Here is a 12,400-nt window from a genome sequence, read left to right as displayed (position 1 = left end):
CGGAATAAATCTCACACTTTCCCGACGGGATTTCCTTTGCGCCGCGTTGAAGGGCTGAGGGGATGCCTTTAGCGGGGCGGGACAGGAGTGAGTATATGTACGGGTTATTCCCTCACAGGGCTCGAAATCAGGCCGGGGTTTTGTTCGTTTCATCTGCCATGTGTTTATTGCTCGCCGCCTGCGGCGGCGGTGGCGGTGATAGTTCGTCCGGCACGACCGGAGGCGGAAGCCAGGTGGCCAATGCGGCACCGATCGTATCGGTGGCCAATCTGGATCAGTCCGCGCGGGTGGGCGAGGCGTTCACCTATGACGCGACCCAAAGCGGCCAGACCTTCAGCGATCCGGATGGCGATGCGCTGACCTATTCAATCGCCATCACGCCGGCGAATATAGGACTGGACGCCAATGGCGGAACCATCAGCGGGACGCCCGATACGGTTGTGGAGGCCATCGTAACCATCACAGCCCGTGATCCGATGGGCGCGACCGCCTCGGACAGTTTTTCCATCTTCATCCAGGCAAACCAGGATGTGAAAGCGCTCTCCGGCCAGGTCGGATTGCGCTTCGTCACCGGTCAGTCAATCACCTTTGATCCAGCGAGCTGGTCGGACTATTTCGAAGACCCGTCCGGCAATAGGCTGGAGTTCGAGATCACGCTGGATACCACCATTCCTGGCCTCGCTGTGGTCAATGACCGGCTTGAGGGGATTGCCAGCTCGGCCGGCGTCTTCTCCGGTGTGATTACCGCTTCGAACGGGGCCGGTAGCGATGCCGTATTGCCCATCCGGATCGTTATTATCCGCGGTACGACCATCGGAGCGCCTGTCCTGCCTGCAACGCCGGTCGATTATGTCGCCCTGGCGGAAGAGGATTTGCCGCTACACTTCCTGCAGCCGGTCAATGGCGGAAATTCCATCGCCGCGCGAGACAATACGCCCAACAATAACCCGCTGACCAATGCCGGAGCGACGCTGGGGCGCGTCTTGTTTTACGACACCCGCCTGTCGGTCAATAACACCGTCTCCTGCGCCAGCTGCCATGTCCAGGCTTTCTCCTTTGGCGAACCGAGCCGGTTCAGCCGCGGTTTCGATGGTCAGCTGACGCCGGTGAACGCCCCGCATCTGGCCAATGTGCGGTTCTATGACCGGGGCAATATGTTCTGGGATGAACGCGCCGCTTCGCTCGAAGAGCAAGCTCTTGGTCCCATCGTCTCGCCAGTGGAAATGGGCAATACGCTTGAGAATGTGGTCGCCGCGGTGGAAGCGCAGAGCTTTTATCCGCCGCTGTTCACGGCAGCCTTCGGCGATGACACCGTGACCTCGGACCGTATCGCCAGGGCGCTGGCTCAGTTCCAGCGGGCAATGGTTAGCGCTGGGTCGAGCTTCGATACGGCCCGCATAGGTGACGACCCCAATGCCGATACGCCGGATTTTGCCGGCCGTTTCACCCAGCAGGAGCTGCACGGCATGGCGCTGTTCATGCCGATCGATGACGCGCTGCTGGCCCAGGCCGGGCTGGGGCCGGTGCAATCCATGGGCTGTAACCAGTGTCATCAGACCGACGCCCACGTCCTCAATCGTCCGCCGCAGAATATCGGCCTGGATCCGACAGTGAGCGGTGGTGGCGCAACCGGCGATGATGATTTCAAAGTCCCCAGCCTGCGCAATATCGCCCTGACCGCGCCCTTCATGCATGATGGGCGGTTCGAAACATTGGAGGAGGTGGTTGAGTTTTACGCCACCGGGGTCAATGACAATGGCGAGACCAGCAATCTATTGCGTCAGGGCAATAATGCCGGTGCTCCGATCCAGCGCTTCAATCTTGACGATGACGAGATCGCTGCTCTGGTCGCTTTCCTACACACACTGACCGATGAGAGTTTCGTCACGGAGGATGCGTTTTCCGATCCCTTTGACGAGTGAGCCTCGCGTTCAGCCCACAAAAAAGGCCGCCCGGTCGGGCGGCCTTTTGCGTTGTATTGGAGCGTTTACTGCGCTGCGATCGTGCGTTCGATATAGGCGTCGATCTGTTCTTCCAGAACGGCCAGCGGCAGGGCGCCCTCGCGCAGGATGACATCGTGGAACTCGCGGATGTCATAGGCATCGCCGAGGCGTTCTTCCGCATTGGCACGCATGCGCAGGATCTCGTTCTTGCCGATCTGGTAGGCCGTGGCCTGGCCGGCAAAGACGATATAGCGATCAATGGCGTTGATTGAGTCACCTTCCGGGTTCGGCGTGTTCTCGATCAGATAATCGACCGCCTCCTGACGCGACCACTGGTGATAATGCAGGCCAGTATCGACCACGAGGCGGCAGGCCCGCCACAGCTCCATGGCAAGGCGGCCGAAGTTGGAATAGGGGTCGGAATAGAAGCCGAATTCGAGCGGGAAGTATTCGGTGTAAAGACCCCAGCCTTCGGTATAGGCGGTATAGCCGCCAAAGCGGCGGAAGGACGGGATGCCTTGCAATTCCTGCATAATCGCCAGCTGCATGTGGTGACCCGGTGCGCCTTCATGGTAGGCGAGGGCTTCCATCTGGTAGATCGGCATTTGCGCCATGTCGCGCAGATTGGCGTAGTAGACGCCCGGGCGTGAGCCGTTCGGGGCCGGGCGCTGATAGAAGGCCTTGCCGGCAGAAGCTTCACGGAAGGGCTCGACGCGGCGCACTTCCAGCTCGGCTTGCGGGAAGGTGTTGAACATTTGCGGCAGCGTCTCGGTCATGGTGTTGATCAACGCAGTGGCTTCATCGAGATAGCGCTGGCGGCCCTCATCCGTGTTCGGATAGTAGAACTGCTCGTCGGTCCGCATGAATTCGAAGAAGTCCTGCAGCGAGCCTTCAAAGCCGACCTGGTCCATGATGGCCTGCATCTCGCCATGGATGCGGGCAACCTCGCTCAGGCCGATCTGGTGGATCTCCTCGGCGGAGATATCCATCGTCGTATAGCCGTTGAGCAGGTAGTTGTAGAATTCGGCACCGTCCGGGTGTTTCCACACGCCGTCGTCTTCGCTGGCAACGGCTTCCTGTTCTTCAAACAGGGCGATGATACGTTCATAGGCCGGCTGAACCACACCGGTGAGGGCGGCTTCGGCTTCGCCGATGAGGCGAGCGGTTTCCTCTTCCGACAGCTCCAGTGCGGTCACCTTGCGGCGGAAATCACCCATCAGCGGGCTGTCTTCGGCGCTGTCGTCAAACGGTGCGCCGCTGATGACATTGCGCGAGGTCTCGATCATCGGCTGATAGGTCCAGCGCGGCGTGTAGACGCCGATCTCGGCCGAGCGGCGGGCATTGGCAATGTTCTGGTCGAGATAGTCGCCCATGCCGTTGAGGCGGCCGATATAGGCTTCGGCGTCTTCCAGCGTATCAACGCGGTGGTTGTTGATCAGGAAGGTCGGCGTGTTCATGTGCGGGCCGGAGCGCGGCGTGAACGTGTAACCGTGATCGAGCCAGCGCTGACCTTCCTGCGAGCGCAGGGCATTGCGCTCGAACAGGCGCCAGGAGATCTGGGCGCTCGCATCAAGTTGATCGAAGTCGAAATTTTCCAGCATGTACTGGTAGTTCTGCTGGCCGATCTCATACCCTTCCTGCTGGAATTCCGGCGAGGCATCGCCCCACTGGTCGTAATTCGTCTTCATGCCGAGGAAGGTCTGGTACATCGGGCTGCGCGCGATGCCGTCCTGGAAGACCTGTTCGAACCAGGCATTGAGGCGTGCGGTTTCTGTTTCCGCGGCCTCGCTGGCGGCCTCAGGGGCCGGGCTGGCGGTTTCAGCGGCCGGAGCGGCTGCGGTGTTCGCGTCGTCATCGGCCGGCTGTGAGCAGGCTGTGACGAGGACGGCGATCGAGGCGCCGAGCGCGAGGCGTTTGATCAAAGACATGGGTACTCCCCTCGAGTGAACTGGCTGGGCCAGAAGTTAAGTCTTTAAACGGACAAGGCCAGCCTCTCCTCAAGGCTGGCCTGACCGCATCTCAGTTGGGACCAGACTAGCCGGCCTGTTTTTCGGCGATGTAGGTCTCGACCAGCTCTTCGAGCAGGCTCAGGGGCACCGAACCATTGGTCAGAACAACATCATGGAATTCGCCCCAGTCGAAATCATCGCCGAGGGCTTCCTGGGCGCGGCCGCGCAGTTCCAGAATGGTCAGCATGCCGACCTTGTAGGACACGGCCTGGCCCGGCCAGACGATATAGCGGCGGACCTCATTGGCGATATCGCCTGCCGGCATCGGCGTCGCTTCGAGCATGTACTCATTGGCCTGCTCTTCCGACCATTGATAGTGGTGGATACCGGTGTCGACTACGAGGCGTGCCGCGCGGAAGACCTCATAGGAGAGGCGTCCGAAGTCCTGGTACGGGTCGGTAAAGAAGCCCATTTCCTTGCCAAGGTTTTCGGCATACAGCGCCCAGCCTTCGCCATAGGCGGAATACCAGGCGAGACGCTGGAACATCGGGGTGTTTTCCAGTTCCTGTGACAGGGCGACCTGGAAGTGGTGACCCGGCGCGCCTTCATGGAAGGCGAGAGACTGCATCAGATAGGTCGGATTATCCCGCATATTGGCGAGGTTGACGTAATAGGCGCCGGGGCGCGTACCATCGAGCGAACCCTGCTCGTAGAAGGCGCCGGTGGCGGTCTCGATGCGATAGGGCTCTACGGCGCGGACATCCATCTGACCACGCGGCAGCTGGCCGAAATACTGCGGTGCGACGACCATCAGCTCATCGATCATCTGTGCCGATTCGTCGAGATAGCGCTGACGCCCTTCATCGGTGTCGGGATAGTAGAACTGGTCATCAGTGCGGACGAATTCGAAGAAGTCCTGAAGCGAACCCTCGAAGCCGACCTGGGTCATGATATCGCGCATCTCACCATGGATGCGCTCGACCTCGGCCAGACCGATCTCGTGGATCTGCTCGGCGGTCATGTCGGTACGCGTGGTGTAATTGCGCAGCTGGCTTTCATAATAGGCCGCACCTTCCGGCAGGGCCCAGGCACCGTTATTGGCACCGCCGGCGAGTTCTTCATGGCGCTGCATGGTGGCGATGAGATCGGTATAGGCCGGGCCGACACTGTCGGTCAGAGCTGCCGCGCCTCGGGTCAGAAGGTCTTGTTTTTCCTCGTCGGAAATCTCCAGCGCCTCGACCTTGTTGCGGAAGTCCGCCATCAGCGGGCTGTCTTCGCCGCTGTCGTCAAACGGCGCGCCGGTGATCATGCCCTGTGCGGTGGCGATGATGACCGGAAAGGCGAAGGCCGGCGGCACAACGCCGTTCTGGGCCCGCTCATCAGCCTGCGCTGTATAGGTGCGCATCAGCGGGCCGAGGCCGTTGAGGCGGGAGATGTAAGCCTCTGCGTGCTCGACCGAATCGACGCGGTGATAGCCGATCAGAATGGTCGGCATTTGCGAGTGCGGGCCAAAGAACTGGGTGAAGATGAGCCCGTGGTCCCAGAATTCCGCCTGCTGCCGGTTATTGGCGGCGATGAACTCCGCGAACCGCCAGGAGACCTGGGCTTCCTGGGTCAGTGCGTCGAAGTCGAAATTCTCGTTCATGTAGCGGATGCGGTCCGCTTCGCGTTGCAGGTTGGCGCGGACTTCGGCCTCCGAGGCGTCGTCCCACTGGCCGTAGGCCTCCATGTCGGTAACCATGCCGAGATAGGTCTGACCCAGCGGCGAACGGGCGATTTCCTGTTCGAATTCGGACTGGAACCAGGCGAAAAGCCGTTCGGTTTCGGTTTGCTCGCGGGCGGCTTCCGGTGCTGTTTCGGTGCTGCTGGCGCTGGATTGCTGCGCGGTTGGCGGCGTGCCGGTTTCGTCCGTCGCCGGAGAACATGCGGTGAGAAGTGCCAGTGCGCTCGCACCGGCCAGAATTTCGCGAATGGACATGGCTTGCCGGACCCCCTCGTTTACTAGAATTGACTCTTTCTTAACGGCGATCCGGGAATGGTAAAGATAATTAACAGTAATTGATTCCCGATCCTGGAAGGCGACCGCGGACGTGACCGGTTCCGAAGTTCTCGACTATGCCCGAGAGGCGATCTGGCTGATGCTGGCCATGGCTGCGCCGGTGATGATCATCGGTCTGGCGGTCGGGGTCATTGTGGCCTTGTTCCAGGCGCTCACCCAGATCCAGGAAATGACCCTGGTCTTCGTGCCGAAGATCATCGCCATCTTTATTGCCTTGCTGATCTTCCTGCCGCTGATGGGCGCGCTTCTCGGCGGCTTCATGATCGCCATTACCGACCGGATCGCGATGCCATGAGTTTCGACCTTCCGGCGATAATCTTTGCGGCCGGTCTGGTCTTCGCCCGTCTCGGGGCGATCTTGATGCTGATGCCGGGTTTCGGCGAGCCGAGCATTCCGGTGCGGATCCGCCTGTCCTTCGCCCTGCTGGTTTGCTTGACGCTGGGGCCGATCTTGGCCCCCTCCATGCCGCCCATGCCGACCGCGCCGCTGATGCTGGCCGGGCTGATTGTCGGCGAGGTGCTGATCGGGCTGATGATCGGTGGTATCGCGCGCTTGCTGATGTCCACGGCGGCGATTGCAGGTCAGGTGATCTCCATGCAAAGCGGCCTCGCCATGGCGCAGAGCTTTGACCCGTCGCAGGGGACGCAAGGCGCCTTGCTCAGCACTTTCTTGAACCTGGTTTTCATCACCTTGCTGTTCACGACCAATACCCATCACCTGCTCTTGCAGGCCGGGGTGAATTCCTACGCCATGTTCCCGGCCGGGGACTTCCCCTCAATGGCCGATGCCGCCAACTGGGCCCTCAACGCCTTCATCGACACTTTCCGCATCGCCATACAGATCGCGGCGCCGATGATCGTCTTCGGTCTGCTCTTCTATTTTGCCCTCGGCATTCTCTCGCGCCTGATGCCGCAATTACAAATTTTCTTCGTCGCTATGCCCGCCAACATCATGTTCGGGCTGATCATCATTATCATCGCGCTGGGCGCGATGGCAGCCGTCTGGCTTGAACGCATGCAGCGTTTCGCCGTCGAGCTGAGCTAGGGGCTGGGAGATGGCTGAAGGCGAAGACGAAAGTCAAAAAACCGAAGAACCGACCCAGAAACGGCTCGAAGACGCCCGCAAGAAAGGTGATGTCGCCAAGTCGCAGGAAATCCCGGGCTGGTTCATCCTGATGTCGGCGCTTTTATTGCTGGCCTTCATCTTCCCCGCCGTGGCGCGCCGCATGGCCGGCTCGATGCAGATATTCTTCGGCGAAGCCCACATGCTGGCGGTCGAGCCGCAGGCAATGATGGGCACGATGCAGGAAACCATCTGGATGATCGCGGCCCTGGTCGGTTTCCCGGTCCTGGTGCTCGTCGTCGCCGGTTTTGCCGGACATTACGTGCAACAGGGCATGTTGTTCACGACCGAGAAAATCCAGCCCAAACTGTCCAAGATCAATCCGATTGACGGCTTCAAACGCGTCTTCGGCATGGAAGCGATCGCCAACTTCCTCAAGGGCGTGGGCAAGATGGCCCTGGTGGCGCTGGCCGCCTTCATCGTCATCTTTCCCAAGAAGGACGTGCTGTCGGGCATGCCCTTCCTCGACGTCACGGCGATCCTGCCGATCGTTCAGCAGGCGGCGATTGAGCTGCTGATCGCCTGTCTCGCGGTTTACGCGGTCATTGCGGCGCTCGATTACATGTATCAGCGCCAGACCTTCATCAAACGCAATCGTATGTCGCGGCGTGAGGTGAAGGACGAGCTGAAACAGTCCGAGGGCGATCCGATGGTGCGCGCCAAGCTGCGCCAGATCCGCCAGGAACGGGCCCAGAAGCGCATGATGACCAAGGTTCCCGACGCAACCGTCATCGTGACCAACCCGACCCACTATGCGGTCGCTTTGTTCTACGAGCAGGGTGAGACGCCGGCGCCCATCTGTGTCGCCAAGGGTGTTGATGCGGTGGCGTTGCGTATCCGTGAACTCGGCAAGGAAAACGATGTGCCCATCGTCGAGGACCCGCCGCTGGCCCGCGCGCTGCATGCAACCGCTGAACTCGACGAGGAAATTCCTGTTGATCACTTCAAGGCCGTGGCTCGCGTGATCGGATACGTTCTGTCACTGTCCGGTGGGAATTCGCGCGCGCAATACCGCCCGAGCGAGTAGTCTGTAACCCCTTCTTTCTGATTCGTGCCGGAGTTCCGTCATGGCCGATACCCCGACCGCCAACAGCCAGAACCGAAAGTCCTTCTGGGATAAACCGTTCGGACGTATGGCGCTGTATATTCTCGGCTTCATCGTGATCGCGGCGGCCGGTGCGGCATTGTTCGGCAATGGCGAGGAGGGCTGGGAAGGCTTCATCTTCCTGGCCGGACTGGCCCTGGCGGGGCTCGTGGTGCTTTACGCCATCGCAGCCGGCGAAACGGCCGGGCGTACCCTGCGCAATACGGTGGCCCGCAATGCCATGCCGAGTGCGACCGAGCTCGGTTACGCCGCCATGGAGGTCTTCACCGACCCGGTGGTCATCACCGACCGCCGCGGCGCCGTGCGCTGGGGTAATGAAGCTTATCGGTCCCTGGCCAAGGCGGCGGGCAGTTTCGGGCAGAGCTTCGGTCTGCCGACGATCGACCGGCTCTGGGCCGGTGCCGGTGGCGGCGATGGGGCGGTCTACCGCCTGGCGCGCGCGGCTGCGAAGGGTGAGGAGGCCTGTGAACTCCTGCCGCCCCTGCCGCTCAATGAAGGCGAAACCGCGCAATTCCGGCTCGAAGCGAAGCGCCAGGGCGAGGATTTGATCCTGTGGCGTCTGGCGCCGGTATCGGGCGAAGACAGCTCGGCTTCGGTCTCGCTGGCGGACTGGTCACAACATGCGCCGGTTGGCCTGTTCTCCCTGCGCGGCAATGGCGAGATCGCGATGGGGAACTCCACCCTGCGCGCCTGGCTTGGTCTGGCCGAGGGCGAAGCCTTCCCCTCGCTCGACAAAATCCTCGCTGGCGATGCTGCGCGCACGGTTCTGCGCTCGCGCGGCGGTGAAGGGCTGGCGCGGATCGATACCCGCTTGCGCGCCCGTGACGGTATTGAAAGCCCGATCACCATTGTCATCGAATGGACTGCTGGCGAGAAGCCGGTGGGCCGCGGTGTGATTTATGGCCTCTCTGCCACCGGAGCACCTCCAGGCGTGGCCCAGTCCATGGCGCCGGCCAGCAATGCCGGGCGCACGCTGGACGAGATGTTTGCCAGCGCTCCGTTCGGCGTCGTGCGTCTCGACGGCGCCGATCCCGAGGCGGCGATTATCGAGGACGTCAATCCGGCCCTGGTCCAGCTGACCGAGGGTAAGGCCGTGCCCGGGGTTAAATTCTGCGACATCTTCCACTGGGAAGACGGCCGCACCCCGCAGGACACCTTCGCCTTTGCCATGGCCGGCTCGAGCGAACCCGCCGAGGCCTGTCTGGCAGCGGAGAAGCCGGTTTATGTCCATCTCGCCTTCGCCCCGTCGCGTGGTGGCAAGCGGGTCGCCTACATCATCGACGTGACCAGCTGGAAGGATCTTGAACGGCAATTCTCCCAGGCCAACAAGATGCAGGCCGTGGGGCAGCTCGCCGGTGGTGTTGCCCACGACTTTAACAATCTGCTGACTGCCGTCCGTCTCAATACCGATGAGCTGCTCAATCGCCACCCGGTCGGCGATCCCGATTATGGCGAGCTGCAGTCGATCAACCAGACGGTCGCCCGTGCGGCGGGCCTGGTAAAGAAACTGCTCGCCTTCTCGCGCAAGCAGACCTTCCGGACCGAAACCCTCGATGTCGGCGACATGCTCTCGGAAGTCTCCGTCCTGCTGCGCCAGATTGTCGAGGAAACCGTCAAGCTCGACATTGTCCATGGCCGCGAGGTGCCGCTGATCAAGGCGGATAAGGGGCAGCTGGAAACTGCCATCATCAATCTTGCCGCCAATGCGCGCGATGCCATGCGCGACCAGGGCGGCGGCGAGCTCATCATTCGCACCAAGTCGGTATCGGACGAGGAAGTGACCCGCGCCGGTGCGCCAAATGTGCGCGAGGGGGCCTGGGTGGCGATCGAGGTGGCAGACCAGGGGCATGGCATGGACGCCGAAACCCTGTCGAAAATCTTCGAGCCTTTCTTCACCACGAAGGAAGCCGGCAAGGGCACCGGGCTGGGCCTGGCCACGGTTTACGGCATCGTCAAACAGTCTGGCGGCTTCCTGTTCGCCGACTCCGAGGTGGGCAGAGGCACAACCTTCACCATCTACCTGCCCGGCTATCAGCCGACCGAGGAAGAAACGGTCGAACTGGCCGAGGCCGAGGTCGCCAAGACCGCCGAGCCGGCGCCGGCCGACCTGTCCGGCCATGGGCGTATCCTCCTGGTCGAAGACGAGGATGCGGTGCGCAATATCGCCGCCAAGACACTGGCCAAGCGTGGTTATGACGTCGTCGAGGCCTGTGATGGCGAGGAGGCGTTCGAAATACTCGAGGACACGCCGGAAGGCTTCGACCTGTTGATCTCCGACGTCGTCATGCCGGACCTGGACGGGCCTGGACTGCTGGAAAAAGCCCGCGACATGCTCACCGACACCCGGATTGTCTTCATCTCCGGTTATGCCGCCGAGCAATTCTCCAAGACGCTGTCGGAGGAGCAGGATATTTCCTTCCTGCCCAAACCCTTCACCCTGACCCAGCTGGCCGAGAAGGTGAAAGAAGAGCTGACCGCAGCGGCGGCGGACAAGAATTAGGGCCGGTCCGGGCTAGAGCCGCTGGGCCTCCAGCAGGGCGCGGTATTCGCGCACTTTCTGGACATAGGCGACCGGCTCATATCCCCGTGCATAGCCATAGCGCAGGCTGGGATAATAATCCGGGTCGGACAGCAAGGGCAGGGTCGCTTCCAGATCGGCCCAGCTATTCTTGTCCCGTCCGAGCCGTTCAGCCAGCGCCCGCGTATCATACATATGGCCCATGCCGACATTGTAAGCCGCCAGGGCGAACCAGAGCCGGTCCTGGCCGGTGACGCTGTCCGGTACCCGCCCGTACAGATCGGTGAGATAGGTGACGCCGCCTTCAATGCTCTGGCGCGGGTCGGTCCGGTCGGCAATACCGACGCGTTCGGCGGTCGACAGGGTCAGCATCATCAGCCCTTCAACTCCGGTGGCACTGATGGCATCGGGGTCCCAATGGCTTTCCTGGTAGGCTTGGGCTGCGATCAACTCCCACTCAAACGGTGAGTCATCAGCCGCGAGCCGGAACAGGGCCTCGTATTCGGGCAGGCGGGTTTCGACCCGGTTAATGAACTCCGCGACATCGACATAGTCAAAATCGCCAAACCGGCCGAACCAGCGTTCATCGAGCTCTTCCAGGAAGCCTGTGGCGTGGGCGCCGGCGAACCAGGTGTCGAGCGCATCACCCAGGCCGTCAATGCTGCTGTCATAGGCCCAGGCCAGGGATTGTTCTTCACTGAGATCCAGTCCGACGACGATGTCGGGCAGGCGACGGCGGGCAAAGTCGGCGAGATGGCTGTCGGCAATCGTGCAGTCGAAGGCATCGGCTTGGACCTGTTCGAGCAGCGGCATGGCCGATCCGCCATTGGCTTCGGTCCATTCCAGACCACCGAGCCGGCGAGCATGGTCTTCCAGCGTGCCGCGATAGCTTGACCCCTCCAGCACAACGATGCGCGCTTCGGCCAGCCGGTCGAGCCGCGTGGGCACCGGGCCGCTATCATTACAGACCAGCTGTTCCCGCACGGTGCGGTAGGCGGGACCGAAATCATATTTTCGGGCGCGCTCATCGGTGACGGTAAGATTGGCCGCGGCGACGTGTCCGTCACCGGCATCAAGCGCCGCCAGCAGCGAATCGATGTCCGGCATGACCTCGTATTGCACCGAAACGCCGAGATCGATGGCGAAAGCCCGGACGAGATCGACCTCGTATCCTGTGGGCGCACTGGTATCAGCGTCGGTGGCGTGAATGGTCGGACCGTCCAGGGTCAGAACCACCAGCCGGCCGCCGATCAGCAACTCTTCAAGCGAGCTGATACGCGTCTGGGCCTGGGTCTGCTCAATCGGCGCCTGGCTGGGCTGCGGGCCACATTGGACCAGGGCGAGGCTCAGCCCGGCGAGTGCTAATGCTTTGCTCAAACGGCGAAGTTTTAAAGCCATGGATAAAAACTAGCCGCCCGGGCGCGGCGCGGCAATGACCCGTCCGGCTGAGCTCTTCAATGCTCTCGCATTAAGGGTGACCGTTTTTGTCGTCTGCGGTGGGTAGCTTGGTCTCATCCGGCGCTCGCGGAGCCGGGGAGACCCCATCCATCCTGGTCGATGAACTAGGAATATGTTCTCCTTGTGTTCCCGGAACAAAGCTGGTACGTTTTTGGTCAGTTGCCCGCCCGATGGCGGCGTGAAATAAGGGAATACGGTTATGAGCAGGGGCGCGATTCGACTCGTGAAAGACGAAGAGATGGATAA

At 61.5% G+C, this 12,400-nt stretch carries 8 protein-coding genes; 5 read left to right on the top strand and 3 right to left on the bottom strand.

All coding sequences use genetic code 11. From position 1 onward, the window contains the following. The first annotated feature begins 140 nt into the window (after window positions 1-140). The gene (locus Q1V57_RS14000; RefSeq protein WP_300532103.1) at window positions 141-1,922 is read left to right on the top strand and encodes a cytochrome c peroxidase; all 1,782 of its coding nucleotides are present in this window, start codon (window positions 141-143) and stop codon (window positions 1,920-1,922) included. A 65-nt stretch (window positions 1,923-1,987) separates the two neighbouring features. On the opposite strand, the gene Q1V57_RS13995 is transcribed toward Q1V57_RS14000, so the two are convergent. Both Q1V57_RS13995 and Q1V57_RS13990 read right to left on the bottom strand, forming a co-directional pair. Beyond that, window positions 1,988-3,871, bottom strand: coding sequence for a DUF885 family protein (locus Q1V57_RS13995; RefSeq protein WP_300532101.1), 1,884 nt, complete (start codon window positions 3,869-3,871; stop codon window positions 1,988-1,990). Between the two features lie 106 nt (window positions 3,872-3,977). Next, a complete protein-coding gene (locus tag Q1V57_RS13990) occupies window positions 3,978-5,870 on the bottom strand; it encodes a DUF885 family protein (protein WP_300532100.1) in 1,893 nt (630 codons plus the stop codon). Between the two features lie 112 nt (window positions 5,871-5,982). Here Q1V57_RS13990 and fliQ point away from each other — a divergent pair, with 112 nt between their 5' ends. Genes fliQ through Q1V57_RS13970 form a run of 4 tightly spaced genes read left to right on the top strand, consistent with a single transcriptional unit; the run spans window position 5,983 to window position 10,678 of the window. Further along, entirely contained in the window at window positions 5,983-6,246 is a 264-nt protein-coding gene (gene fliQ / locus Q1V57_RS13985; RefSeq protein WP_300532098.1) for a flagellar biosynthesis protein FliQ, read from the top strand. Next, window positions 6,243-6,995 (top strand): flagellar biosynthetic protein FliR, encoded by a 753-nt coding sequence (fliR, locus tag Q1V57_RS13980; RefSeq protein ID WP_300532096.1) that lies wholly within the window; start codon window positions 6,243-6,245, stop codon window positions 6,993-6,995. The genes fliQ and fliR overlap by 4 nt, the downstream gene beginning before the upstream one ends. Window positions 6,996-7,005: 10 nt before the next feature. Next, entirely contained in the window at window positions 7,006-8,100 is a 1,095-nt protein-coding gene (flhB, locus tag Q1V57_RS13975) for a flagellar biosynthesis protein FlhB (RefSeq protein WP_300532094.1), read from the top strand. A gap of 40 nt (window positions 8,101-8,140) precedes the next feature. Further along, a complete protein-coding gene (locus tag Q1V57_RS13970; protein ID WP_300532092.1) occupies window positions 8,141-10,678 on the top strand; it encodes an ATP-binding protein in 2,538 nt (845 codons plus the stop codon). Window positions 10,679-10,690: 12 nt separating this feature from the next. Here the strand turns inward: Q1V57_RS13970 and mltF are convergent, their stop codons facing one another. Next, window positions 10,691-12,073, bottom strand: a complete 1,383-nt coding sequence (gene mltF, locus Q1V57_RS13965) for a membrane-bound lytic murein transglycosylase MltF (protein ID WP_300532090.1) — start codon at window positions 12,071-12,073, stop codon at window positions 10,691-10,693. Between the last annotated feature and the right edge of the window lie 327 nt (window positions 12,074-12,400).

Source organism: Maricaulis sp. (assembly GCF_030149425.1).
Taxonomy (GTDB): Bacteria; Pseudomonadota; Alphaproteobacteria; order Caulobacterales; family Maricaulaceae; genus Maricaulis.
Note: the sequence above shows the minus strand (reverse complement) of the source record. Positions and strands in the feature narration are given on the sequence as shown.